Origin of the sequence: Modestobacter sp. DSM 44400 (assembly GCF_900107175.1) — a bacterium.
Classification (GTDB): Bacteria; Actinomycetota; Actinomycetes; order Mycobacteriales; family Geodermatophilaceae; genus Modestobacter.
On sequence record NZ_FNOZ01000047.1, the window covers coordinates 1 to 24,676 of the forward strand.

The window sequence follows — 24,676 nt, forward strand, 5'->3', positions numbered from 1 at the left end:
GCAGCTGCTCATCGCGCTCAGGGGCTGCGGCGCGCACCGCGGCGAACATCCGCACGTAGGTGCCGTCGTCAGACCAGCGACGGTGGCGTTCCCACACCGATTGCCACGCGCCGAAGTGATCGGGCAGGTCACGCCACGGCGACCCGGTGCGGTACCGCCAGATGATCGCCTCGAGCGTCAGTCGGTGGTCATTCCACGGCCGGCCCTGATGACCGCCGGCAGGCAGCACCGGCTGGATCAACTCCCACAACTCGTCCGGGATCTCGTCGGTACGCAACATTCGTCCAGCGTCGCCCACCAACCCGCCAATCTTTGGCAGACACGCTCTAGACCCGACTCCCACCCATGGTCGACGTTGGGTGGACGCTGCACGCCCGTCCGGACGGCCCCGGCGCTGGACACCGCCGTTCCACCGGTCGCCGACGGGGCCCGGCGCAGCCGCGCCAGCTCCGCGCCGGCGTCGCGCAGCTGCGCGTCCAGGTCGACGCCCGCGCCCGCCGCCGGACCCCGGCCCACTCCCCCACGGCCATCCCCCCGACGCGCCTGAGGCAGCGGCCGCAGGCTGAGCAGGTAGACAGCCGCCCCCGTGGCACCGAGCACCGCGACCGGGATCAGCAGCGTCACCGCGGCCGCGTCCGCCCCCGGCGGGCATCGGCCTCGCCGGCCCGCAACTGGTCGATCTCCGCCCGCAGACGGACCAACTCCCGCTGCTTGCCCGACACCTCGCCGGACGCACTCCGGTTCGGCCCGTTAGCGCCATGCCCGGTCGAGGCCGGCGCCGACTCGTCGGCGCCGCGGCGCATCGCCCACATCATCACCCCCATGATCAGCGGGCACGCCACCAGACACAGCACCAGCACCACGCCGCTCCCGCCCAGGCCGGCCGAAGCCGCCAGCACATCCACCATGACCCCTCACACCCCTCCACTCGACTGAACGCGAAACCTCACGGTCCCACGGCTTACGGTACCCCCCTACCCTATTTGACGCTGACCTCTGCAGGTACATTCATGGGCCGGCCAAGGGTTGGTTCACTGCCCGAGCGTGTGCAGCTTGTCCAGGTACTCCTCGGTGGAAATCTCACCCCTGGTGTAGCGCTCTTCGAGGATCTCCCGGGCGCGACTGCCGCCACCAACGGGTTTGTGATCACCCGGCGAAACGCGGGGCTGGGAGCGCGTTCCGCTCAGCCATGTCACCAGCGCCCAGATCCCCAGGAGGATGAGCAGCAAGATTCCAATCATCATCAGCAGACCGAAGACCATCCCGCCGATGCCGAAGCCCATCATGTGTTGACCTTCCTTCCGGTCTCTCGGATCAATGGCCACTACGTTCATCGGGTACCGGAGACGGTCGGGCAAGAGTGTCCGGCGAGCCCGGTGCGGTGGGCTCCACGGCGGTCAGAACGGGCTTCTGCATGTCCGTTACGGGCAGGGCGACCGTGAAGACGGCGCCCCCGCCGGGTGCGTTGGCGGCGGAGATGTTCCCGCCGTGGGCGTGGATGAGGGCGGCGACGACGGCGAGCCCGATGCCCGAGCCGTTGGCGCGGGCGTTGCTGCCGCGGAAGTAGCGGTCGAACACGTGTGGCAGTTCGGCCTCGGGGATGCCGGGTCCGTCGTCGCTGACGCACAAGCGAGTCAGCCCGCCGTCGGTGTCGGTCGCGACGGTCACCCGGCCGCCGGCCGGCACGAACTTCGCCGCGTTGCTCAGCAGGTTGGTGACCACCTGCGCCAACCGGGACGGGTCGCCGCAGGTCAACGCCGGCCGAAGCGTGAGGTCCAGGTGAAGCCCTCGTTCGGCGAGGCGGTGCTGGAAGCCCGCGGTGACCGAGCGAGCGACGTCGGCGAGGTCGAGCGGCGCCCGCTGCAGGGAGAAGGCCGCCGCGTCGGCGCTGGTCAGGGTCTCCAGGTCGGCGGTCAGCCGGCCCAGGCGCACCGTCTCCTCGTGCAGGGAGGACACCAGGGCGGGGGTGAGCTCCACGACGCCATCCTGGGCCGCCTCGAGCTGGCTGCGCAGGATGGTCAAGGGGGTCCGCAGCTCGTGGGCGACGTCGGCGGCGAAGGACTGGCGCAGCGCTTCCTGCTCCTCGGCGGAGGCTGCCAGGTCGTTGAACGCCCGGGCCAGCGCGGCGACCTCGTCCGGCCCGGAGACTGCGGCTCGCCGCGTGCGGTCCCCGGCACGCAGGTCGCGAGCGGCCGCGGTGAGTTCGGCCACCGGCCGGGTGACCCGCCGCGCCAACCACGCGCCCAGCGCCGAGGCGACGACGGCGAAGGCGACCCCGCCGAGGAGCAGCATCCGGTTGACCCCGGACCGGAACTGCTGGTCGGCGACCGGCACGTTGCCTTCGGGCAGGGCGACCTGCAGGGTGCCGCGCGACTGCCCGTCGACGGCGATCGGTACCCGGATCGGCGCGGCCAGGGGTCCGGTGCCGCCCATCATCTCCTGGTGCATCTGCGCCATCTCCGACGTGGAGCTGTCCGCGGTCGGCCAGATCAGCGTGCCGCCGGTGTCGAGCAGGCGTATGTCGGCGCCGGTCATGGCCACGGCCCCGGCGAGCTGGTCCAGCCGGTCGGTGTCCCAGCCTCCGCCTGCCTGGTACATCACTGTGACCGCGGCCGCGAGCTGTTGGACCTGGGCGCCCCGCTGCTGGTCCAGGTAGTCGTCGAACCGGGACTTGAACGCCAGGTTGACACCGAGGGCGGCCAGCAGCGCAATCGCGACCGCGATCGCGGCGAAGCCCAGCGCGAGCCGCCCACGCAGCGAGCTACTCATCGGTGCTCGGCCCGAACTTGTAGCCGATGGCCGGCACGGTCACCACGAAGGTCGGCGAGCGTGGGTCATCGCCGAGCTTGCGTCGCAGGTTCTTCACGTGCGCGTCCACGGTCCGTTCGTAGCCTTCGTAGTCGTGGCCCTGCACGCGGCTGACCAGCTCGTAGCGTGACCACGCGCGACCCGGCCGGGAGGACAGGACGGCCAGCAGGTCGAACTCGGTGCGGGTGAGGTCCAGCTGGACACCGTCCAGGAGGACCTCGCGGCGCTCCTGGTCGAGGGCCAGCCTCCCGCCGGCGAACGTCGGTGTCCGCGCGGCCGGCCCACCGCCGGCGCGGCGCAGCACCGCCTCCACCCGGGCCACCAGCTCGCGGGGGCTGAACGGCTTGGTGACGTAGTCGTCGGCTCCCAGCCGCAGTCCGGCCACGCGATCGCCCTCGCTCGCCCGGGCGGTCAGCATGATCACCGGGATGTCGCTGGTCCGGCGCAGCAGGCGCAGCAGCTCCTCCCCCGGCAGGTCGGGCAGGCCCAGGTCGAGTACCAGCAGGTCCGGCCGCAGGCGCTCGGTCGTGCGCAGCGCCGCGAGCCCGGTGTCGGCCAGCAGCACGTGGAAGCCCTCCCGTTGCAGGTAGGCGCCCACCAGCTCGCGGATCTTCTGCTCGTCGTCGACCACGAGGACGGTCACCATCGGACCGCGGTCACGCCCGTTCCCCGCGTCCACCTGGGCTACGACCGATCCTGTCATCGGACCGCGGCGAGCACGGCCGTGCGGCGCCCGGTGAGCAGCAGCGCGATCCCTCCCGCGACGAGCAGCAGTGACCACAGCTGGGGCTGGGTCAGCCCGAGGAGCACCTCGCGGTTGATGCGCACCTCCTCGACGAGGAATCGCGCGATCCCGCTGAACGCCGCATACAGCCCGAAGACGGTCAACGGCGCCAGCCGAGTCCGGACCGCCCAGAGCAGCGCGCCCAGTGCGAGGGCGAGGGCCGCCTCGTAGAGGGCGGTGGGGTGCACGCGGACCAGAGTCGGCACTGTGCCGTGCGGGAAAGCCATGGCCCAGGGTAGGTCCGAGGGTTTGCCGTAGGTCCCGTCGCCGGCCAGGAAGCAGCCGATGCGCCCGATCCCGTAGGCGATCGACAGCGGGGCGGCCACGATCCCGGCCAGCGGCGTCAGCGGGATGCGGTGCCGCCGGGCCAGGACCACGACCGTCAGGCTTCCCGCGATCAGCCCTCCGTACCAGGTGAACCCGGCGGGCCCAAAGGAGTGCGGTGACAGGCTGGCGGCGTGTTCGGCCAGGTAGTACAGCTTGCCGCCGGCGAACCCCGCGACGGTGGCCCACCCGACCATCGACCAGGCTTTCTCGCCGTCCCAGCCCAGCCGGCGGAACTCGCGCGCCAGCAGGTACCCGGCGACCAGTGCGGCGGCGGCCTTGCTGACTCCGTAGCTGTTGATCGGCAGACCGAAGACCTCGAACAGGACGGGGCGCACGGCGATGTCCCTTCCTCCGCGTTGATGTACTCCGCGCCTGATGCACGCGGGGCTTGCCGCACGCAGCCGCGGCGGTCCTCATCCGCGGCCGGTGCCGACCGAGATGTGACCGTCGTCCCGGTGTGCCTGCCCGGGCGCACGGCGGGCGGCCTGGCTGTCGCCTGCGTCTCGACCCGGCTGCGATCCGTCAGCAGAGCCCGGTCAGGGAGTGCTGGGAGCCGCCTGCCCGTTGGAGGAGTCGCCCATCATCCCGCCGGAGGCGTCGCCCATGTCGCCCATGTCGCCCATGTCACCCATGTCACCCATGTCGCCCATGTCGCCCATGTCGCCCATGTCGCCCATGTCGCCCATGTCACCCATGACCGAGCGCATCTGCTGCTGCAACTGGGTGTCGGACATCATCTTGGACATGAACTGCTTGGCGCTGTCGACGAAGGCCGGGTCGTTCATCATCGAGCTCATCTGCGAGCCCGTCATGCCGGTGGAGTCGCTGCTGCTGGAGTTGCTGCCGCCCGAGTCGCCGGTGGTGGCGTAGGCGAAGGCCGGGACGCCGATCACGGTGGCACCGGCCACCACGCCCCCGGCGACGGCCAGAACGATGCGCTTGCTCACGATGCTTCCTCTCACTCGCTTCAACCGCCCCTGTCGGGCGGCTCGTTCCTCACCATGCCCGGGCGGTGTGAAGATTCGGTGCGCGGCCGGTGCGCAGTGGATGCGATCGGTCCACACACGGCATCCACCGGCACCGGCACCACTTGGCATCGACACCGAACCGACCTCATCGTCCGGTTCCGGAGGGAAGGATGACCTCGGGGTTGGCGGCATGCACGGCTGCGGCGAGCTGGTCGGTGCTGATCTCGCCGATCCGCCGGTACGCGATGCGGCCGGTGGCGTCGACGGCCAGGGTGACGGGGACGCCGGGCGAGCCCAGCCGGTGCAGCGTGTCGCCCTTGAGGTCCTGCAGCTGGGGGTAGTCGATACCGAAGTCGGCCAGGAAGCTGAGCGCGGCATCCCGGCCGTCCTGGATGTCGATGCCGAGGAACTGCACGCGGCCGCTGGTGGCCGCCGCGGCGGCGCGCAGCCGTGGCGCCTCCTCCCGGCAGGGGACGCACCACGACGCCCACACGTTGATCACGTAGGAACCTGGCGGTAGCCGGTCCAGCGCCAGCGGTGCGCCGGAGCCCAGACAGGGCAGCTTCAGGTCGGGCAGCTCCCCGTGCGGGCCGCCCGGTGCGGCAGTCGGACAGGGCTGCAGGAACGCCGCCGAGAAGGGCGAGCCACTCGCCGCGGTCGGCGGCTCGGCTAGCTGGTCGGGAACGGTCTGGGTTCCACAGCCGGTTGTCAGCAGACCGGCCGCCAACGCCGGCACCAGGCCCCGCCGGAGGGGGGAGGCGCAGGCGCGGATCGGCGACCGTTTCGACCACCCACGGCAGCGGGACGGGACCGACGGGCTGGGGAGGAGCACCGGGGGCATGGCGGTCAACCGGTCGGGGTGCCGACGCCCTGGCAGGCGGCGCCGGGCTCCCGGCGGCAGTTGTTGCGCGACCGGGCGGACGACGTGGTTGTTTCGCGGGCCATGGGACCTTCGCAGCTCGGCGGCAGGGAAACCTACTGGGACAGGTTACTAGGTCTGATAGTAGTCAGGGGTTCGGGTAGCTGAAGGTCCGGGTGATCAGGTGATTGGGTGTTGCCTCCGTCTCGGCCAGGGGGCGGTCGTCGTGGTCGAGGGTCAGGCTGAGGTAGACGCCGATGGCCGGATAGGCGACGGCGATGCGGGACGCACCGTCAAGGGCTCGGGGCGGCAGGGCGGTGACCACCGGTGCGGCGCCGTTGCCGTACGGCTCGCTGTCGAGGAAGTCGTCTGTCGGGATCTGCAGGTGATCGGGGTAGCCGCGGCCGGTGGTGTCGCTGGTGAGTGTCTCGGTGAGATCGATGGTCGGGGTCGCTCGCAGCGCGGTGACCATGGCCCGCAGCTGAGGGGTGGCGTCCACGGGTGGCCACGGCACGTCGAAGGTGGCCGTGCCGCCGTGCCAGTCGGCCGCACCGGCGGTGACGGTGACCTGGTTGATGCCGTTCCGCCAGGGGGTGGTGGCCAAATAGCAGCCGGATCCGCAGCCGCGGACGGCAATCCTCACCGGGGCAGCGCCCGGCGCACGCAAGGTGACCGCGGCATGTGTGTCCGCCTCGGCCTGGTGGCCGGCTTCGCCCGGGTCGCTGCCGGGCGCCGTGAGGGACAGCTGCAGTTGTCCGCTGCTGGCGGTGGCGCCGAGGCTGAGCTGACCGAGCAACGAGCCGAATGCCGTGATCGGACCGCTCGGCGGCGGGGGCAGCGTCAGCGCGGTCGTCGTCGGTCGCGGCGCGGGCAGGCTGACCAGCAGAGCGGTGACAGCCAGCACGGCGATCAGGGCAGACCGTTCGACACCAGTTGCGCGGCCGGGGTGCGGCAGCGTGCCGCCCTCGTCCGCTCTGGCCGGCTCGCGGAGGCGGATTCGCCGGCGTCCCAGCACCGCCAGCACGGTGACAGCTGTGACCAGCACTAGTTTGCCGACCAGGACCCGCCCGTATCCGGTGCTGATCAGGTCGGCCGGGCTGCGGAGCACCAGCACCGTGGCGACCGTGCCGGTCACGACCACGAGCAGGTAGAGCCCGAGCGCGACGGGGGCGTAGGTCAGCAGCAGGAGCTGCGACCATCCGGGTCGAGCCCTCGACGAACGCCAGGCTCGGGCGGTGCGGAGGACGTGGATCAACGCGCCGGTCCACAGCGCTGCGGCGCCCAGGTGGACGACGGTCAGCGCGGCGCCCCAACCGGGGCTGTAGCCCTCGGGATGGGCCCGTAACCCTTCGGCGACGAGAACCGCAGCCAACGGGAGGGCTGTGACTCGGCGTAGCCCGGGGACCGATGCCGCTGCCGCGGCGAGTCCGAAGGCGAGGACTTCCCCCGCCACCAGCTCGACCGGACGGACGTGGACCAGTGCGGACCAGCCCCCGGCGGCGGGAAGAAGCAAGGTTGTGAGCCCGGCCGCCGCCGCAAATCCGACGAGGGCAGCCAAGCGCAGTGGCGCCCGGACCAGCGCCGGTGCGGAAGCGCCCGCCGTTGCGCGGCGGGCGAGCCATTCCCCGAGTTGCCCACCGACGGCCACGGCCAGAGCTGCGAACAGCAGCCAGCGCAGCGCGGCGGTGCCGGCAAGGTAGCCCCAGCCGGTCACTTGCTCAGCCTTGGGCGCAGCGGCGCCGACCCCGAAGGCGAAGCTGCCGTCGACGACATCGCCGTCGGAGGCGGTCACCTGCCAGCGCACCTGGAACTGCCCGGTGGTCAACGGTGTGCGGATGGGCAGGACCAGCTGCCGGTCCCCGGCCCGGTGCTGCAGCGGCCCGGTGGGGACCCGCTGACCGGTGACATCGGTGACCTGCAGGGCATCGCGGGTGGCGGTGACCGGCTCGTCGAAGGCCAGCACCACCTGGCTGACCGGTCCCGGGCCGCTGGAGCCGGTGGCCGGCACCGTTGTTAGCAGGGTCGGGTGCGCGGCGGCCGGCCCGGCCAGCAGCACCAGGATGGCGAAGGCTGCGCCGCCGATCGCGGCCAGCCGTCGACCGTTTCTGCGCCCAACCGGGCGACTATCGCGCAGCAAGAACACGTTCCGTCTCTCGGTGGGGCGCGGCCGGATGCTCGGCGGCGCGAAACATGCATCGGCTGCCCGACCCGGGGCCGGGCAGCTGATAGCGAAGGAGGGCCCTCGGCGATGGTGTGATGCGCGGGGGGTCAGCGACAGCTCATCGCGGTTCCCGCCAGGCAGTGGCGCGCCGGCCGTCGACGCGCAGCTGGGCGACTTCGGCACGCAGCTGCGCCAGTTCGGCTTGCTGGGCCGGTGTGATCGCCGCCTGCGGCGATTGCTGAGAGCCGCTCGGCTGCTGATTGCCTCCCATCTTCATCATCATCCACATCATCAGGCCCATGCCGACAGGGCAGGCGAGCAGGGCGAGGGAGGGAAGCAGCTGAGCCATGGTGGACCGTCCTTCGGGTCAGGGAGTGCCGGGGGATGCGGCGGGCGTGGCGGGCGCGGTGCGGGCCGGGGCGTGGCCGAGGGCCTTGCGGAGTCTTCGTTCGGAGAGGCGTCCGTAGCCGAGCGGTCGGCCGTCGAGCAGCAGTCCGGGGGCGAACAGGATGTTGGCTTCGGTCGCCAGTCGCCGCCCGGTGTCGCTGCCCAGGTCGATCTCCTCGACGGTGAGTGGGAAATCGTGGCCGACGCGGGCCAGCACGGCCTTGGCGTGCTCACACAGCGCGCAGTTTGCCTGGGTAAGCAGGGTGACCGTGGTCATGAGTGCCGGCCGCTCTTGAGGTCGCCCAGCAGCTGGTCGACCGGCACGTCCATGGTGTACTTCGGCGCTCCGCCGTAGTCGGCGCGCCACTGGATGGTGCCGTCCGGGCCGACCAGGACGAAGCTGTGCCCGTCCATCGAGTCCCCCATCATTCCGTACTGGTTGGCGTTGTAGGCCTTGGAGACGGCCAGGTCGGTGTCGGCGAGCACCGGCGTGGTGATGCCCTCGTCGCGGGCCTTCTGCGCCAGCAGGTTCACCGGCTGGGTGGTGATGGACACGATCTGGTCGACGCCGGCGGCCGTGACCGCGCCGGTGTTGGCTTCCAGGTCCTTCATCTGCGTCCAGCACGGCTCACAACCGACACCCTCCTGGAAGTACAGCAGCACGGTCTTTCCCCGCAGCGAGGACAGGCTGACCGACCCGCCGGTGCTGGCGGGTAGATCGAAGCCGGGCGCCTGGGCGCCGATGCCGGGACTGCCCACCTGGTAGCTGGTGGGCCCGCCCCCCGCGGCCGCGCTGCTGCCGCTGTTGGCGCGGAACACCGCGAACAGCACCGCGAGGGCGACCACGACGGCCACCGCGATCCACATCCAGCTGCGGGAGGATTGCGCGCGCCGAGCCCCGGCGACCGGGGAACGCCGGGGGGACGAGCGGCGGGCCGTGGCCGCCTTCGTCGTCGATGCCGTCCTGGTCGGGGTCGTCTTGGTCGGGGTCGTCTTGGTTGCGGTCGTCTTGGTCGGTGTCGTTCTGGCGGGCATCAGTTGATCCTTTCCGCGGCGGTCGTGGACGCGGCCGAGGCGGCCGCCGGGCCGGGGGCATCGGGGTGGGGGGCATCGGGGTGCGGGGCATCGGGGTGCGGGGCATCGGGGTGCGGGGCATCGGGGTGCGGGGCATCGAGTGCGGGGATATCGAGTGGCCCGGGGCTGCCCCAGCGGCCCCCGAGCTCGGCATCGAGGTCCTGTGGGCTGCCGGCCGGGATGGGCGCGTTCTCCTGGTCGTCATCGGTTCGGCGCCGTGCCGCCCGTACGAACCCGGCGACCACGGCGGCGAGCAGCAGCAGGCCGGTCCAGCCGGGCAGCCACGTCAGGTGGTGCTCGATGACCGCCGAGGTGTGCCCGAGCCACGCCGTGACCTGCAGCTGCCAGCCGGACAGCGTCATCGCCGGACCGCGGAGCGCGAACACGATGGTCAGCACACCCATCACGGCCATCAGGCCGCCGGACAGCAGCGCCGGGCCGGGGATGCGACGCCGCCATCCCCCGGCTCGTAGCGTGATCCCCCAGTCGCCGAAGATCCGGGCGCGTCCCCAGTCGCGCTTGTCCCAGATCAGCGCCAGGACCGCAAGCGGGGCGACCATGCCGGCCACGTAGGCGACGCCCACGGTGACCGCCACCGGGAAGGACGCGGCCGCACCGGCGAGTGCGGCGACACCGGCGAGCACGGGCGCGCAGCATGCGCTGGCCGCCCCGGAGAACAGGCCCAGGCTGTACACCGACCCAACGCCGCGACCTCCGCCGCCGCGCCGGCCGGGCATCGGCAGCATGAACTTCCACCCGGCCAGGATCGCCACCCCCGCGGCGATCATCAGCGCGCCGCCGACGGTGAACAGCAGCCGGTGCTGCCCGATCAGCAGCCGGGAGATCGCCGAGGCGCCCAGGCCGAGCGGGAGGATGATGGTGGCGATACCGGCGGCGAACACCAGCGTCATGGCGGCCAGCTGCACCCGCCGGTGGAAGCTGGTCGCGAAGTAGGCCGGCAGCATGACCGAGATGCAGCACGGTGCCAGCAGGGCGACCACACCACCGAGGAAGGCGGTGAGCACCGTGCCGGAAAACAGCAGTGAACTCATGGGCTCGGCAATCTCATCGGGACGACGTCGGGGACGCGGTACAGGCAGGAGGCGGCAGGACCGTGCGGGGAAGGTTCGGCGGTCAGCTGCGGGGCCGGTCCTCGCGCTCGGCCAGCTCGAGCCGGGCGCGGGCCATGGCGACCTCCTCCCGCAGCGCGCGCAGCTCCGCATCGGTGTCGAATTCCGACCCCGAGCGGGCGGCTGCCGCGTTCGTCGAGGCGCAGGCCTGGCCACGGCGCATCCGCCAGGCCATCGCGCCCATCGACAGCGGGCAGACCAGCGCGATCAGCAGCGGCAGCGCCGCGGCGCCACCGGCCGGGGCGACCAGCCAGATCACCACCCCGACCGCGGCCAGGCCGGCGATCACCTTCGGGTTCAAGCAGCAGCGCAGCGACCGCAGCACGACGTCCTCCCGAGCTCATCTACTAATGCGCCTAGTAAAGCGTACAGATCCGTGGGCGCAAGCACTGCGCGGTCCCGGCGACAGCGAGTCATCCCGACGGTTGCCGTCATCGGAGGTCCTCGCGTAGCAGGGCTGTGTTGATCGCCGCGGCCGCCTGCGCCCCTTCGGCGGCGGCCACGACAGCGAGCTGCGCTCGGCGGGAGGCGTCGCCGGCGACGAAGAGCCCCGGCACGTCGGTCGACTCGTTGTCGCCGGTCTCCACGGTGCCTTCGGCGTTGAACCGGCAGCCGAGCTTGGCGGCGAGCCCGGAGCGCTCCCGCTGGCCGGTGATGAAGAACATCGCCGTGCGAGCCACGATCTCCCCGTCGGCCAGTTCCAGCCCGGTGAGTTGGCCGTCCTCGCCGCAGACCGCGGCGATGCGTCGGTCCTCGACGGCGATGCCGTTGCGGCGCAGCCGGTCCCGTGCGGCATCATCGAGCCCCGAGGGCCCGTCGGTGAACAGGACCAGGTCCCGACTCCACACGGTGAGTTCCAGGGCGAGCCCGAGGCCGTCGTGTCCGCGGCCGTAGACCGCGATCGGCCGGTCCCGCTGCTCCCATCCATCGCAGTACGGGCAGTGGAACGCGCTGCGGCCGTAGAACTCCTCCAGCCGCGGCAGCGGCGGCAGTTCGTCGACGACCCCGGTGGCCAGCAGCAGTTTGCGGCAGGTCACGGTGCGGCCGTCGGCCAGCTCGACCTCGAATCCGCTCGCCGCGGCGGTCGCCGTGCGCACCGCGACCTCCTCCAGTCGCACGCTCGGGTAGCGGACAACCTCCCGGCGCCCGTCGGCGCGCAGCCGATCCGGTGGGGTGGCGTCGCGGCCGAGGTAGGCGTGGATCTCCCGACTGCAGGCGTTGCGGTACTCGCCGCTGTCACAAACCAGCACCGTCCGGCGGCACCGGCCCAGCACGAGCGCTGCGCTCAGCCCTGCTGGGCCCGCGCCGACGACGACGACGTCATAGCTGGGCACGTGAGCTTCCCTTCATCCTCGTTCGTCGGCCGGTGCACCAGCACGGGCAGGGCGGGGTGGCCCGTCCGCGCCGGTCGGGTCGTGGGGAACCGTGCCCTCCGGGAATGAAGAACCGGTGAAGGAGTTGTGCGATCGGCGTGGAGGACGTCGAGACTCCTGCCACTACGGCCCCCATTGCCCAGCCGCCGCGCAAGCCCTCGCCGCCGTGTCAGGTGGTCGGCGGTCCGGCCGTTTCGGCGGTGCGGTCTTCGAGGCCGGCCCCGGCGGCGTTGCTGTAGAAGTCGTTGACCAGCACTACCTGGTGGCCGCGGCGGTCCAAGACGGAGGCGGCGATCGAGGCCCGGTAACCCGAGCCGCAGTACACCCAGACCTCCCCCGCCGGGACCTCTTCGAGCCGCTGCGCGAGCTCGTGCAGCGGAATGTGTTGTGAGCCGCGGACACCGCCGCGGGCCCGCTCGTCGTTGCGGCGGGCGTCGAGCACGCGCACCGGTCCACGGGCCATCGCCTCGGCCAGCCCGGCGAAGTCGCTGACCCGGTAGGAACGCAACGGCGCCCCGTCGGCGAGGGCCTCGATGGTCCCGACCGCCGCGCCGGCCAGCTCGTCGATGCCGATGCGCACCAGCTCCCGGCGGGCGGTGAGGATCTGCTCCTCGGTCTGCCCGATCACGGTGAGCGGGGCGCCCCAGCGGTACAGCCAGCCCAGGTAGGTGACGAGGTTGTCGCCGAGTTCGAAGTTGAGCGAGTCGGCCAGGTGGCCGGCGGCGAAGGCGGTCCGCTCGCGCAGGTCCACCACCCACTCGCCGTCCGCGATCCGCCGCCGCAGCTCGGCTGGGTCGACCAGACCGGACGGGGAGAGGTCCACCGGTGCCGGGCCCTGGCGGTTGATCGGTGCCATGTGCACGTAGTAGGCGGGGTAGGCGTCCAACCCCGCGAGCAGGGTGTCGACGTACTCCTGCTCGGCCAGCGTCAGCGCGGGGTTGACCTTCCGCTGCTCGCCGACGGTGGACGACGTCCCGCTGGTGGGCGTGGCCGAGCAGAAACTGCCGAAACCGTGGGTCGGGAAGACCTGCGTTCCTGCCGGCAGCTCGCGCGCCAATCGCTGCACCGAGTGGTACTGGTCGTGGCTGAGCTCCACGGTGTCCTCTGGGCTGACCAGGTCAGTGCGGCCGGTCGCTCCGTACAGCATCGAGCCACCGGTGAACACCGCGACGGCCTCGCCATCTGCCCGCTCCAGCACGTAGCTGAGGTGATGGTGGGTGTGCCCGGGGGTGTGGACGGCCCGCAGCCGCATCTCCCCGACCGAGAGCACGTCCCCGTCTGCGACAGCCAAATGGTCGAAGGACACTCGGCTGCCGGCCGCCAGCACATAGCTGGCGCCGGTGCACCGCGCCAGCTCCAAACCGCCGCTGACGTAGTCGTTGTGTATGTGCGTCTCCAGCACGTGACTGATCCGCACGCCGCGCTGTTGGGCCAGCTGGAGCACCCGGTCGATGTCCCGCTGCGGGTCGATGACCACCGCGACCTCGCCGTCGGTGGCCAGATAGCTTCGATCGCCCAGACTGGACGTCTCGAGTGTTTCGACTTCGATCATCGGAAAGCCGCCTTCTTCACCCGGTATGGCGCTCATCTGAAAAATCAACAGTTCGCTCGATGCGAGCCGACGCGTCCGCGTCAGCAGCTCCGCCGTCCCCGGTCAACGCTCACGCCGGCAGGGACGGGCGGGCGGGCGGTGACCGGACATCGGGGGCGTCAGTCCTCGACGGCGACCGTGGTCTCGTTCATCCCGACCTCGGCCGACAGCCTGCGTTCGCCCTTGCCCACCGGCGCCAGCGCACGCAGCATCCACTCACCCGGTGCGGCGAAGAACCGGAACTCCCCCTCCGGGCTGGTCACGGCCTCAGCGGTGAACTCACCCGTGGCATCCAGCAGCTGGACGTAGGCCCCGGCCACCGGCGCGCCCTCGTGCTAGACCGAGCCCTGGATGACCGTTTGGGTGCTCAGGTCGATCCCGGCGAGCACGCCGCCCTGCTTCGGGGCGCCGCACACAGTCAGGCCCCCATGGCGATCGGGACGCCGACCAGCGAGCCGTACTCGGTCCAGGAGCCGTCGTAGTTCTTGACGTTCTGATGGCCGAGCAGCTCACGCAGCACGAACCAGGTGTGGCTCGAGCGCTCACCGATCCGGCAGTAGGCGATGGTCTCCTTGCCGGTGTCCAGCCCGGCGTCGGCGTACAGCTTCGCCAGCTCCTCGTCGGACTTGAAGGTGCCGTCCTCGTTGGCCGCCTTGCTCCACGGCACGTTGACCGCCGAGGGAATGTGACCGGGACGCTGCGCTCCCTCCTGCGGCAGGTGCGCCGGGGCGACCAGCTTGCCGGCGAACTCATCCGGCGAGCGGACGTCGACCAGATTCTTTTCCCCGATCGCCGACACGACCTCGTCACGGAAGGCGCGGATCGAGGTGTCCGGCTTTGCAGCCTTGTACTGGGTCGCGGAACGGAACACGGCGTCGGTCGACAGCGGGCGGCTCTCCAGCTCCCACTTCTTGCGACCGCCGTCGATCAGCTTCACGACGCCGTGGCCGTAGACCTTGAAGTACCAGTACGCGTAGGCGGCGAACCAGTTGTTGTTGCCGCCGTAGAGGACGACGGTGTCGTCGTTGCTGATGCCCTTGGCCGACAGCAGGGCACTGAAGCCCTCCCGGTCGACGAAGTCCCGGGACTCGGCGTCCTGCAGGTCTAACTTCCAGTCCAGCTTCACCGCACCTTCGAGGTGGCCCTTGTCGTAGGCGCTGGTGTCCTCGTCGACCTCGACGAAGACGATGCCGGCGTCGCCGAGGTGCTGCTGCGCCCAGTCGGTGGTGACGAGCACGTCGGTTCGGCTCATGTCTGGTGTTCCTTCCTGAAGCCTGGTGTTCCTGATCGGTGATCGCACAGCCCAGGGTTCCCGCGGGTTGTGAAGAACCGGTGCGCTGCCGCTGTGAGCTGTGTGTCGGATACCGGAGGCAGGCCTCGTGTTCTCCGTGAGCGGCCGCGGGCACCGCGTCGAGGACCGCGCGCGGCGCCCGTTCGCTCAGCTGCGCGGCGCGCTGCCTGTGCGGGTGTCGCCCGCCGGGCGGGCCTGGTCGGCGGAGCGGCTGACGGCGGTGCCGCCGTCGGCCTGGTTTCCCGCCAGGGCCTGGAAGCGGCGCAGCCGCAGGCTGTTGGAGACGACGAACACCGAGGAGAACGCCATGGCCGCGCCGGCGAGCAGGGGGTTGAGCAGCCCTGCGGCGGCCAGCGGTAGAGCGGCCACGTTGTAGGCGAAGGCCCAGAACAGGTTGCCCTTGATGGTGCCCAGGGTCTTGCGGGCGAGCCGGATCGCATCCGCGGTGGCCCGTAGGTCGCCGCGGACCAGGGTCAGGTCACTGGCCTCGATGGCGACGTCGGTTCCGGTCCCCATCGCCATACCCAGGTCAGCCTGAGCCAGCGCGGCAGCGTCGTTGACCCCGTCGCCGACCATGGCCACGACCTTGCCTTCGCTCTGCAGCCGGGCGACGACGGCGACCTTGTCGGCGGGCAGCACCTCTGCGATCACCTGATCGATGCCGACCTGTGCAGCCACCGATCGGGCCACCGTCTCGTTGTCCCCGGTCAACAGCACCGGTGTCAGGCCGAGGTCGCGCAGCTGGGCGATCGCCGCGGCCGAGGTTTCCTTGACGGCATCGGCGACGACGAGCACGCCGCGGGCGGCGCCGTCCCAGCCCACCGCGACCGCGGTCTTCCCTTGGGCCTCGGCGGCCGCCTTGGCGCGGTCCAGGTCCGTCGGCAACGGCTGGGACCACTCGGCCAGCAGCCGGGTTCGTCCGACGAGCACCGCGTGGCCGTCGACGATGCCCTGGACGCCGAGCCCTTCGACGTTGGTGAACTCCCCTACCGCCGGCAGGTCACCGGTCCGCTCGACGGCGGCCGCGGCGATCGCCTGGGCGATCGGGTGCTCGGAGGCGTTCTCCACCGCGCCGGCCAACCACAGCACCTGCTCGGCGTCCTCTCCGGCGGCGGGAACGACGTCGAGCAGGGTCATGCGGCCGGTGGTGACCGTGCCGGTCTTGTCCAGGACGATGGTGTCAACCCGGCGGGTGGACTCCAACACCTCAGGTCCCTTGATCAGGATGCCCAGCTGGGCGCCGCGGCCGGTGCCGACCATCAGCGCCGTCGGGGTGGCCAGCCCCAGCGCGCACGGGCAGGCGATGATCAGGACCGCCACCGCAGCGGTGAAGGCCATGCCCACCCCGGCGCCGGTGACCAGCCAGAATGCCAGGGTCGCCGCGGCCAGGCCGATGACCACGGGGACGAAGATTCCTGACACACGGTCGGCGAGGCGCTGCACCTGGGCCTTGCCGTTCTGCGCGTCCTCGACCAGCCGGGCCATCTGCGCCAACTGGGTGTCCGCACCGACCCGGGTCGCCCGGACGACGATTCGGCCGCCGGCGTTGACGGTGGCGCCCACGACTGTGTCCCCTGCGCCGACCTCCACCGGCACCGACTCGCCGGTGAGCATGGAGGCGTCCACTGCGGAGGAACCGTCGGTGATGACGCCGTCGGTGGCGATCTTCTCCCCGGGGCGGACGACGAACTCGTCGCCGACGGCCAACTGGTCGACCGGGATCCGCTGCTCGTGGCCGCCGCGCAGCACCGACACCTCCTTGACGCCGAGCTCGAGCAGGGCGCGCAGCGCCGCCCCCGCCCGTCGCCTGGACCGTGCCTCGAAGTAGCGTCCGGTCAGGAGGGCCGTGATGATCCCGGACGCGGCCTCCAGGTAGATGTTTCCGGCGCCGCTGCTACGGCTCATGGTCAGCTCGAACCCGTGTGTCATGCCGGGCACCCCGGCGGTGCCGAGGAACAGCGCGTACAGCGACCACCCGAACGCCGCAAGCGTGCCCATCGAGATCAGCGTGTCCATGGTCGCCGCGCGGTGGCGCAGATTAGCCCAGGCGGCGCGGTGGAACGGCCAGCCGCCCCACACCACCACCGGCGCGGCCAGCGTCAGCGACAGCCACTGCCAGTAGGTGAACTGCCACGCCGGCACCATCGCCAGCACGATCACCGGGACGGTCAGCACCGCGGAGATGAGCAGCCGCTGGCGCAGCGCACCGACCGGGTCGGGTCCCCCGGTCTCACCGGCACGGCTCTGCTCGGCGGTCGGCCGGGCCGGCTCCGGCAGTCGAGCGGTGTAGCCGGCCTTCTCCACCGCGGCTAGCAACTCCTCGGTGCCGACCCCGTCGGGATAGCTCACCCTGACCTTCTCGGTGGCGAAATTCACGGTCGCTTCGACGCCGTCCAGCTTGTTCAGCCGCTTCTCGATCCGCGCCGCGCACGAGGCGCAGGTCATCCCCTCGATGGCGAGTTCGACCTGCCGCTCCCCGGCCGACGCCGGCAGCGTGTTGTTCGGTGTGGCGGAGCTCATCTGATCTCCTTCGACGGACATGGTTGATCGGGGCCGTTGCTCGGATGCCGCGCCGATCCTGGGGCGGTCGGGCGCGGCGCCAGACCGCACCGCGCTGAGGGGGCTAGTGACCGGCCGGCTCGTAGCCGGCTTCCTCCACTGCGGCGCGAACGGCGGCCTTGTCCACCTCGCCCGGACCGGTGACGGTAAGGGCGCCGGTGGCCAGGTCGACGTCGACGCCGGTGACGCCGGGTACCTGGCTGACTTCTTCAGTGACCGAGTTGACGCAGCGCTGACACGTCATGCCGACAACGGTGTAGCTGGCGGTGTTCATGGTGCGCGGTGTCCTCTCCTGGTCTACAGCGACACATCGGGCGCTGACTGTCTTCTTCCGGGCAGTGCCGCCGGTTGCACGGGTGCGAAGGTCGGCGCGGACGGTCAGGAACGCACCAGCCGCGCGATGGCTTCCGACGCCTCGCGGACCTTCGCGTCGGCCTCGGGGCCGCCGACGGCAGCTGCCCGCACCACGCACGAGCCCAGGTGCTCCTCCAGCAGGCCCAGCGCGACCGACTGCAGCGCCTTCGTCATCGACGAGACCTGGGTGAGGATGTCGATGCAGTACTGCTCCTCCTCCACCATCCGCTGCAGGCCGCGGGCCTGCCCCTCGATGCGCCGCAGCCGCTTGAGGTAGTCCTCCTTGCGGCCGATGTACCCGTACTGGCTGGCCTGCTCGACGTTGTCCACCTCGACCCCTTCCGATCGACACCGGTTAGGGTACCCCCCTACCGTACCGAATCCCAAGGTCTCGGGCCCCGCGCTGCCCGCCACGTCGGCGGGCGGCGACCCGACTGGCCGCCCGACTTGGGCCAATGTGAGCAGGCTCGAGGAAGGCCGCCCCTGGTCGATGGGCCACCTCCCCCCACGAGGGCACGAGCCATCACCCCTGGCCGCAGACGACGGCGCCCCATTGCCGACAAGGATTCCCCCCGGTCTACTATGTTGGCTAGTACGATTGGTCTTCGGTGACGGCGGGCTCTGGCACCTCAGCTCTCCCGGTGGCCGGCCAGCGGCTCGGCGGTGCGGCGCGTTCGCCGACGGTCCGGAGGGTCGAGCATCCCGGACCGCGCCCCCGCCAATCGTTCGCATCTTCAGAGGAGGGTCCGTGGGTGGTAAGGCCGCGCGACGCACCAAGCGCCCCGCGAATGGGAAAGCCGCTGCGCCCAACCGGAACTCGGCACGCGGCACGCAGCAGCGCGGGTCGCGCCCGTCGGCGCCGCCGCGCCCTGCGGGCACCGCGTCGGGTGCTGGCGGAGCACTGTGGCCACTGGGCCTGGCCGGCACAGGGTCGACGGCCGGTGTGCGTCCTCACCCCGGCCCGCCGTCCCCGCCGGAGGCTGGGCCATCGCTGGAAGCGATCCTGGCTGCCGGGCCTGGGCCGAGCAGACGCGCCGCCTCTGGGCGGCCTGTCCCGCAGCCTGCCCCGCGGCCGATAGCCACCACGGCCACGGCTGCGGCTGAGACGTCGGTCGCCGCGCCAGTCCCAGTCACCGGAGCGCCTACCGGGCCGCTTCAGGTGATGGCGTGGACCTGCAGCGCGTTGCAGGACGTTGAACCACAGGGCCTGCCGGTGACCTATTGGTTCGACGCCGCACCCGCCGGCGATCCCTATCCGATCAGCGTGCAGCTCACCGGACGACGCCTAGGGGACAGTGGGATTCCGACGGGCGACACCTTCCAGGTGCTGCGGACCCTGCCCCACGTGCTTCCCGGCAGTGGCCGGGTTGCTCTGTCCACCACCGTGCACGACATCCCCTCGGGAGAGTGGCAGGTCACTGCCGAGCCGGTGACGTCCGCCCGGCCGGACGCGGCCGGCACTTCCGGACGACCGATCGGCCTGGCGAAGGCACGGACGACCGGAAGCACTATCTTCCTTCCCGTCGCCCGGATACGGGCGCCCGGAGCGCGCCTTGGCGCTTGGCCGTCGCTGGTGGCCTCGGGTGCGGTGGTGGCGTTGACGCTGCAGTTCCTACTCGCCACGAACCGTCACCTGCCCGCCGGCCGGCTGCTGGGGATCTCGCTGGTTGCCTGCCTGCTGGGGCTGGCCGGAGCCAAGACCTATTACCTGCTCACCCACCGGCAGCAGAAGACGTCCGCGCTGCGGGCGGGCATGTCGGTGCAGGGCTTCATCCTGGCCGCGGTCACCACGCTCGTCCTGGGCAGCTGGTGGGCCGGCATTCCGCTCGGGCCGATGCTGGACGCCACTGCTCCCGGCCTGCTGTTCGGGCTGATGATCGGCCGGCTCGGCTGCTTCTTCGGCGGCTGCTGCACCGGGCGCCCGACCGCCTCCCGCTGGGGCCTGTGGTCCTCCGACCGTGCCGTCGGTGTGCGCCGCATCCCGGTTCAGCTGATGGAATCCACGCTGGCCGGACTGGTCGCGGCCGGCACCCTGACCGCGGTCCTGCTCATCCGCCCGGCAACCGGGGGCCTGCTGTTCATCGCCGGCCTGGCCGCCTACATCAGCGGCCGGCAGCTGCTGTTCCCCCTACGGGGGATCCCCCGCAAGACCAGCTGGGGACGGCAGGCCACGCTGGTCCTCGCGACGCTCGTGCTGCTCGCGACCGTGGCCTGGTTGCTCGCCTCGGCCCGGTGACCACGGGCCCGTCGCCGGCCCCGTGCCGGCCCAGCCCGCCGAGCGCCGGATCGCGAGGGAGCGGCGCTCGCCCGGCTGCCCTACTGCCCGGTTTCGGCGGGATAGGCGCCGGCCACGACGCGTCTTGCCCTGCTTCCCCGCCCGCGACGGCCCCCACGCAGCCCCCCGCGGGACACCCCCTCCGCAGACCCCCACCGCCTCTCACCGGCGCTCGGCATCCGCATCGCCGGACCCCATCTCGACCGAGGTGCCCGGCTCGCCACCGGATGATCTACTATGTCCTCTAGTAAACGGTTTCCTCGATGACGCACGACAGGAGACGATGGTGCGGCGGTTGTTCGATTCGTTGCGGTGCTGCCTGAACCCGAAGGTGATCGTCGGCCTGGTCGTGGCCGGGGTGGCGATCTGGCTGGTAGCCCCGGCCGGTGGGGCGGCGGCGCTGCCGCTGCTGATCGCCCTGGTCTGCCCGCTGTCGATGGGCGCGATGGCCTGGCAGATGCGCCGCGGGAGCGGCTCGGCCATGAACCCGGCGACGAACCCGGCGATGACCCTCCCTCCCACCGCCGGCACCGAGGATGTCGACCGGGAGCTGCGCGCGTTGCGCGAGGAGATCACGATCGCCCGCGCCCGCCGCCAGCTGGCCAGCCGCGACGACCATCCATTGAACTGACCAGACGCCGCGTGACTGCTGCCACGGCCGGTTCGGTCGGGTCCGGCCTGCATCCGCGTCACTGTCGTGCGTCATCCGACCGAGCGGGAACTGCGCGAGACCCTCACCCCGTCAGCGCAGGCACCCGCGTCCACCGGCCCCGTCTCGAAGGAGATTTATCGTGGTGAACCTGCTTTCATCCCTGGCGCTGCTCGCCTGCCCGTTGGGAATGGGCCTGATGATGTGGATGATGATGCGCGGCGGGGGGCATAACCAGCCCGCAGCCCCGCAGCAGTCGATGACACCGGCCCAGCAGGCTGAACTGGCTCAGCTGCGCGCCGAGCTCGATCAGGTGCGTGCCGACGACCGCGACCGCAGCCCACGACGCTGAACTCCCGATAACCATCCGCGGTAAGAGGCTCCGCGACAGGAGACCCAGACCGGCGGCAGGCGGAGATCAGGGGTCATGCGGTCGGCGCCTGGCTGCCACGCTCCGACGAGGCGGGTATGCCCGTCGACGGCCATCCTTCTGGCGCATTTCGGAAAGGTAGATCCTTGGCCGGCAACACCTGGCAGTCGTCGAGGCGCTGGCGGACCGTTGGCCGCGGGAGGCCAACCAGGCGTTGCGAGCGATGCGAGCCGGCCCTTCGCCAGGAACGCCCGCGGGCATCGCTCACCGCCCACAGCGTGGCGGCCCAGCCCAGGCCCCTACCGCCCAGCTGCTCCGCCGTCCAACCGCCCGGTCGCCGGCACCGCCGGGCCGGCCCGCCCACTGAGTCTGACCGGCGAGGAGACCACTTCCCGGCCCGGACAGCCCGGCGCAGGGTGGGGACCCCTTCATGTGTGGCAGAAGTTGTCGCCGCCGTCAGTGACGGGCGACGATCACCGGCCGCTGTCCTCACCCCGGGGCTACTGGCGCCACCCGCGGCCCCGACCGAAGGACGACCGCGCCATCTAAAGAACGCCATGAATGCGCGGTGGAACCCATCGCCGCAGCTTCGGACGACCGACTCCGGGACCCCAGCCACGTCAGGCGGTGACTGGTGAGCGTTGCGCTGGCGGTGGCGTCCATAGGCGACCGGATGGCCGGGATCGCCGGGAGCGGCTCCTTGCTCCTGGCGATTCCGGTGGCACTGGCCGCGGGGGTGGTGTCGTTCCTGTCGCCGTGCATGCTGCCGCTGGTGCCCGGCTATCTGTCGTATGTCACCGGGCTGGCCGGGCGCAGTCTCGCCGCCCCGGCGACCCCGGCCGCCGGCACAGCCGGACCCACTCCGGCGACTTCCACGGTGATCAGGGCACCGGTCGCTGCTGCGGCGGAGAGTGGCCCGAGCCTCACCGCCGCCGACCGGCGGCGGGTGCTGGCCGGCAGCGTGTTGTTCGTGGCCGGGTTCACCGCGGTGTTCGTTTCCACCGGCAGCCTGTTCGGCGGGCTTGGTGCGTTGCTGTACGGCCACGCGGCCGGGCTGCAGCGGATCCTCGGCGTGATCGTCATCGTCATGGGGGCGGCATTTCTCGGGTGGTTGCCGGCGCTGCACCGGCAGGTCCGGCTCCCGTGGCGCCCACGTAGCGGGCTGGGTGCGGCGCCGCTGCTGGGTGCGGTGTTCGCGTTGGGTTGGACGCCGTGTATCGGCCCGACGCTGGCCGCGGTGCTCACCCTGGCTGCCGGCACCGGCACCGCCGGGCGCGGTGCGCTGCTGGCCGGGGTCTACAGCCTGGGGCTGGGATTGCCATTCATCGCCGTCGCGCTCGGCCTGCGCCGGGCGCTGGGAGCGGTAGCGATGATCCGGCGCCATCAACGAGCGGTGGTCCGGGTCGGGGGCGCGCTGCTGTTGGCCACCGGGCTGCTGCTGGTGACCGGTGTCTGGGGGACGCTGATGGTCCAGTTGCGCGTCTGGGTGAGCTCCGTGTACCTGCCGATATGAGCCGCGCGATGACCGACCCCGCCACCGCGCCAGGCACCACCGCGCCCGTCACTGCCGCGTCCATCAACGCTGCGCCCGTCACTGCTGCGGTGACGCTTGCGTTGGCCGGCCTGACCCGGGTCTTCGCCGACCGGCCGGTGCTGGGGCCGGTCGACCTACGGCTGGACGCCGGTGTGCTGGCGGTGGTCAATGGGCCCAACGGGGCCGGGAAGACGACGCTGCTGCGGGTGGCCGCCGGGTTGCTGGCGCCCAGCGGCGGGACGCGGGTGTGCGCCGGCCGGGCGGTGTACTCACGGCCGGGGGCGGGGGCGCGCCATTCGCTGCGCGTGGGGCAGGTACTCGCCCAAACCGCCGCGCTGGCTGGCACCCCGATCAACGCGGTCGGCGAGGCGGTCGCGGCGGCCGGACTGGAAGAGCTGACCGGGCGTGTGGTGGGCGAGCTCAGCGCGGGGCAGCATGCCCGGCTCAGCGTCGCGCTGGCGGCCGCCAGCGACCCGTCGCTGGCGTGCCTGGACGAGCCGACCGCGCATCTGGATCCGGCTGGGGTCGAGCAGGTCCGCGCGGCGGTGCACCTGCTGCTCGCACGCGGCACGGCGGTGTTGCTGGTCAGCCACAGCCCCGAGCAGTTCGCCGACCTGGCCGATGCGGCGCTGCGGTTGGAGAACGGACTGTTGCGGGAGACCGGATGCTGACCGCACCGCGGACCAGCGCGCTGCGGGTCACTGTGCTGCGGCAGGGCTGGCTGCTGCTGCGCCGGGAACTCGCGATCGAGAAGGCGAGCCGGGAAACGCTGGTCACCGTCGCGCCGTTTGTGGGGGTGCTGGTGCTGCTCGGTGGGCTGGCGTTCGGCCCGCGGCCTGCCGTGTTCGCCGCGACCGCACCCGGCATGGTGTGGTTCGCGGTGCTGGTGGCCGCGGTGCCGCTGGCCCCCACCGTCGCAATCGCCGAGGCCGCCGACGACGCCTGGGACCTGCTGCGTGCCGTGGCCGCCCCGGGTGCGTTGCTGGCCGGGAAGCTGGCCGCTATGTGGCTGCGGTTGCTGGTCGGCTGGGGCCTGGCGACCCTGCTCGTGGCCACGCTGTTCGGCGTGCCGGCCACCACGGCGGGCTTGGCCGGCGGTGTGGTGGCGACTCTGGGGGTGGCCGCGCTGACCGTGCTGTTGGGCACGCTGCTGCCGGCGACCACCCGCCGTCCGGCGCTGCTGGCCGTGCTGCTGCTGCCAGCCAGCCTGCCGGCGCTGGTCGCCGGCACTCAAACCGCCACTACCGGAGTGCCCGCGGCGCCGTGGCTGGCGCTGCTGGCCGTCTTCGACCTGCTCACCCTGACCGTCACCTGGGCGGTCTTTCCCACCCTGCTGGAGGATTGAGATGGCTGTGGAACCGGGCCTACGCCCGCCGCGGGTCTGGTTGCGCCGTGCGGTCGGGCTCGGCGCCGGGGTTGCGACCTTGGCGATGCTGATCCTGGCGCTGTGGGTCGCTCCCCCGGACGCGGTGCAGGGCCAGCCGCAGCGGCTGATGTACCTGCATGTGCCGGCCGCATGGGTCGCCTATCTGGCGTTCGCCACCGTGCTGGTCGCCAGCCTTGGGTACTTGTGGCGCCGTGACCTGCGCTGGGACGCCCACGCGCAAGCCGCGGCTGAGCTCGGCGCCGGGCTGACCGCGCTCACCCTGGTCCTGGGCAGCCTGTGGGGCCGCCCGGTGTGGGGGGTGTGGTGGGCCTGGGATCCGCGGCTGGTGTCGACCGCGGTGCTGCTACTGGTCTACGTCGGCTATCTCGGGGTGCGCGGACTGTCCCCCGACCGGCACGTCAACGCCCGCCGCGCCGCAGTCATCGGGGTGCTCGGGTTCGTCGAGGTGCCGATCGTGCACTTCTCCGTGCTGTGGTGGCGCAGCCTGCACCAGCCACCCACCGTGATCCAGCCCGGCGCCCCACCAATCGCCGCACCGATGCTCGCCGCGCTGCTGACCGGGGTCCTGGCCTTCACCCTGCTCACCGGCTGGGTGTTCCTGCGCCGCCTGGACCAGCTCACCGCGAGGCTCGCGCCCGCTGTGCCCAACCGACCGGCTCCCGCCGCTGTCGATGCCCTTGCCGCCATCCCGGTGGCATCGAAGACCATTCACGTCAAGAACGGAGCCCCGCGATGAACGGCTGGGGATGGGTGCTCGCGGGTTACCTGTTGACCGCCGCCCTTTGGGCCGGCTAT

Annotated in this window: 28 protein-coding genes; 7 read left to right on the forward strand and 21 right to left on the reverse strand. The window is 71.7% G+C overall.

What is annotated here, in order from left to right; translation table 11 throughout:
- The 21 genes from BLW04_RS20460 to BLW04_RS20560 form a co-directional block, all read right to left on the reverse strand.
- Positions 1 to 280 (reverse strand): transposase (locus BLW04_RS20460; RefSeq protein ID WP_139306922.1); only part of this gene is annotated, 280 nt, incomplete at its 3' end.
- Between the two features lie 340 nt (positions 281 to 620).
- A complete protein-coding gene (locus BLW04_RS20465) occupies positions 621 to 908 on the reverse strand; it encodes a hypothetical protein (protein WP_091546697.1) in 288 nt (95 codons plus the stop codon).
- A gap of 123 nt (positions 909 to 1,031) precedes the next feature.
- Positions 1,032 to 1,286: an SHOCT domain-containing protein gene (locus tag BLW04_RS20470; protein ID WP_091546700.1), complete on the reverse strand. Its 255-nt coding sequence runs from the start codon at positions 1,284 to 1,286 to the stop codon at positions 1,032 to 1,034.
- A 28-nt stretch (positions 1,287 to 1,314) separates the two neighbouring features.
- The gene (locus BLW04_RS20475) at positions 1,315 to 2,769 is read right to left on the reverse strand and encodes a sensor histidine kinase (RefSeq protein ID WP_091546705.1); all 1,455 of its coding nucleotides are present in this window, start codon (positions 2,767 to 2,769) and stop codon (positions 1,315 to 1,317) included.
- Positions 2,762 to 3,454, reverse strand: a complete 693-nt coding sequence (locus tag BLW04_RS20480; RefSeq protein WP_091546797.1) for a response regulator transcription factor — start codon at positions 3,452 to 3,454, stop codon at positions 2,762 to 2,764. Before BLW04_RS20480 ends, BLW04_RS20475 begins: the two co-directional genes overlap by 8 nt.
- Before the next feature lie 53 nt (positions 3,455 to 3,507).
- Entirely contained in the window at positions 3,508 to 4,254 is a 747-nt protein-coding gene (locus tag BLW04_RS20485) for a prolipoprotein diacylglyceryl transferase (protein ID WP_091546708.1), read from the reverse strand.
- 201 nt (positions 4,255 to 4,455) lie between these two features.
- Complete coding sequence (locus tag BLW04_RS20490; RefSeq protein ID WP_091546711.1) at positions 4,456 to 4,866, reverse strand: hypothetical protein; 411 nt, start codon at positions 4,864 to 4,866, stop codon at positions 4,456 to 4,458.
- Between the two features lie 166 nt (positions 4,867 to 5,032).
- The gene (locus tag BLW04_RS20495) at positions 5,033 to 5,614 is read right to left on the reverse strand and encodes a TlpA family protein disulfide reductase (protein ID WP_175484168.1); all 582 of its coding nucleotides are present in this window, start codon (positions 5,612 to 5,614) and stop codon (positions 5,033 to 5,035) included.
- A 280-nt stretch (positions 5,615 to 5,894) separates the two neighbouring features.
- Positions 5,895 to 7,889, reverse strand: coding sequence for a copper resistance CopC/CopD family protein (locus tag BLW04_RS20500; RefSeq protein ID WP_175484169.1), 1,995 nt, complete (start codon positions 7,887 to 7,889; stop codon positions 5,895 to 5,897).
- Positions 7,890 to 8,025: 136 nt separating this feature from the next.
- A complete protein-coding gene (locus BLW04_RS20505; protein ID WP_091546722.1) occupies positions 8,026 to 8,256 on the reverse strand; it encodes a hypothetical protein in 231 nt (76 codons plus the stop codon).
- An 18-nt stretch (positions 8,257 to 8,274) separates the two neighbouring features.
- Positions 8,275 to 8,571: a glutaredoxin family protein gene (locus tag BLW04_RS20510; RefSeq protein ID WP_091546726.1), complete on the reverse strand. Its 297-nt coding sequence runs from the start codon at positions 8,569 to 8,571 to the stop codon at positions 8,275 to 8,277.
- Positions 8,568 to 9,329 carry a peroxiredoxin family protein gene (locus tag BLW04_RS20515; protein ID WP_091546729.1) on the reverse strand — a complete coding sequence of 254 codons (762 nt, stop codon included), beginning with the start codon at positions 9,327 to 9,329 and terminating at the stop codon, positions 8,568 to 8,570. The genes BLW04_RS20510 and BLW04_RS20515 overlap by 4 nt, the downstream gene beginning before the upstream one ends.
- Complete coding sequence (locus BLW04_RS20520; RefSeq protein WP_175484170.1) at positions 9,329 to 10,420, reverse strand: cytochrome c biogenesis CcdA family protein; 1,092 nt, start codon at positions 10,418 to 10,420, stop codon at positions 9,329 to 9,331. The genes BLW04_RS20515 and BLW04_RS20520 overlap by 1 nt, the downstream gene beginning before the upstream one ends.
- Before the next feature lie 82 nt (positions 10,421 to 10,502).
- Positions 10,503 to 10,823 (reverse strand): DUF2933 domain-containing protein, encoded by a 321-nt coding sequence (locus BLW04_RS20525; RefSeq protein ID WP_091546733.1) that lies wholly within the window; start codon positions 10,821 to 10,823, stop codon positions 10,503 to 10,505.
- 106 nt (positions 10,824 to 10,929) lie between these two features.
- Positions 10,930 to 11,832, reverse strand: coding sequence for an NAD(P)/FAD-dependent oxidoreductase (locus BLW04_RS20530; RefSeq protein ID WP_091546736.1), 903 nt, complete (start codon positions 11,830 to 11,832; stop codon positions 10,930 to 10,932).
- 208 nt (positions 11,833 to 12,040) lie between these two features.
- Positions 12,041 to 13,423 (reverse strand): MBL fold metallo-hydrolase, encoded by a 1,383-nt coding sequence (locus BLW04_RS20535; protein ID WP_217631149.1) that lies wholly within the window; start codon positions 13,421 to 13,423, stop codon positions 12,041 to 12,043.
- Positions 13,424 to 13,581: 158 nt separating this feature from the next.
- Entirely contained in the window at positions 13,582 to 13,782 is a 201-nt protein-coding gene (locus tag BLW04_RS20540) for a DUF1416 domain-containing protein (RefSeq protein ID WP_254781826.1), read from the reverse strand.
- A gap of 98 nt (positions 13,783 to 13,880) precedes the next feature.
- A complete protein-coding gene (locus BLW04_RS20545; protein ID WP_091546739.1) occupies positions 13,881 to 14,714 on the reverse strand; it encodes a sulfurtransferase in 834 nt (277 codons plus the stop codon).
- Between the two features lie 186 nt (positions 14,715 to 14,900).
- Entirely contained in the window at positions 14,901 to 17,273 is a 2,373-nt protein-coding gene (locus BLW04_RS20550; RefSeq protein ID WP_091546743.1) for a heavy metal translocating P-type ATPase, read from the reverse strand.
- Between the two features lie 103 nt (positions 17,274 to 17,376).
- Positions 17,377 to 17,586 carry a heavy-metal-associated domain-containing protein gene (locus tag BLW04_RS20555; RefSeq protein WP_091546745.1) on the reverse strand — a complete coding sequence of 70 codons (210 nt, stop codon included), beginning with the start codon at positions 17,584 to 17,586 and terminating at the stop codon, positions 17,377 to 17,379.
- Between the two features lie 104 nt (positions 17,587 to 17,690).
- On the reverse strand, positions 17,691 to 17,996 hold the full coding sequence (locus tag BLW04_RS20560) for a metal-sensitive transcriptional regulator (protein WP_091546750.1): 306 nt from the start codon (positions 17,994 to 17,996) through the stop codon (positions 17,691 to 17,693).
- Positions 17,997 to 18,879: 883 nt separating this feature from the next.
- Here BLW04_RS20560 and BLW04_RS20565 point away from each other — a divergent pair.
- The 7 genes from BLW04_RS20565 to ccsA all read left to right on the forward strand — a co-directional run bounded on the left by BLW04_RS20565 (position 18,880) and on the right by ccsA (position 24,617).
- Positions 18,880 to 19,902: a prolipoprotein diacylglyceryl transferase gene (locus tag BLW04_RS20565; protein ID WP_254781827.1), complete on the forward strand. Its 1,023-nt coding sequence runs from the start codon at positions 18,880 to 18,882 to the stop codon at positions 19,900 to 19,902.
- A gap of 334 nt (positions 19,903 to 20,236) precedes the next feature.
- Complete coding sequence (locus BLW04_RS20570; protein WP_091546802.1) at positions 20,237 to 20,572, forward strand: DUF2933 domain-containing protein; 336 nt, start codon at positions 20,237 to 20,239, stop codon at positions 20,570 to 20,572.
- Between the two features lie 160 nt (positions 20,573 to 20,732).
- On the forward strand, positions 20,733 to 20,942 hold the full coding sequence (locus BLW04_RS20575) for a hypothetical protein (RefSeq protein WP_091546760.1): 210 nt from the start codon (positions 20,733 to 20,735) through the stop codon (positions 20,940 to 20,942).
- 652 nt (positions 20,943 to 21,594) lie between these two features.
- Complete coding sequence (locus BLW04_RS20580) at positions 21,595 to 22,473, forward strand: cytochrome c biogenesis CcdA family protein (RefSeq protein ID WP_305777668.1); 879 nt, start codon at positions 21,595 to 21,597, stop codon at positions 22,471 to 22,473.
- An 8-nt stretch (positions 22,474 to 22,481) separates the two neighbouring features.
- Complete coding sequence (locus tag BLW04_RS20585) at positions 22,482 to 23,165, forward strand: ABC transporter ATP-binding protein (protein WP_175484171.1); 684 nt, start codon at positions 22,482 to 22,484, stop codon at positions 23,163 to 23,165.
- A complete protein-coding gene (locus BLW04_RS20590; RefSeq protein WP_091546769.1) occupies positions 23,159 to 23,839 on the forward strand; it encodes a heme exporter protein CcmB in 681 nt (226 codons plus the stop codon). Before BLW04_RS20585 ends, BLW04_RS20590 begins: the two co-directional genes overlap by 7 nt.
- A 1-nt stretch (position 23,840) precedes the next feature.
- Positions 23,841 to 24,617, forward strand: a complete 777-nt coding sequence (gene ccsA / locus BLW04_RS20595) for a cytochrome c biogenesis protein CcsA (RefSeq protein WP_091546772.1) — start codon at positions 23,841 to 23,843, stop codon at positions 24,615 to 24,617.
- Positions 24,618 to 24,676: the final 59 nt, after the last annotated feature.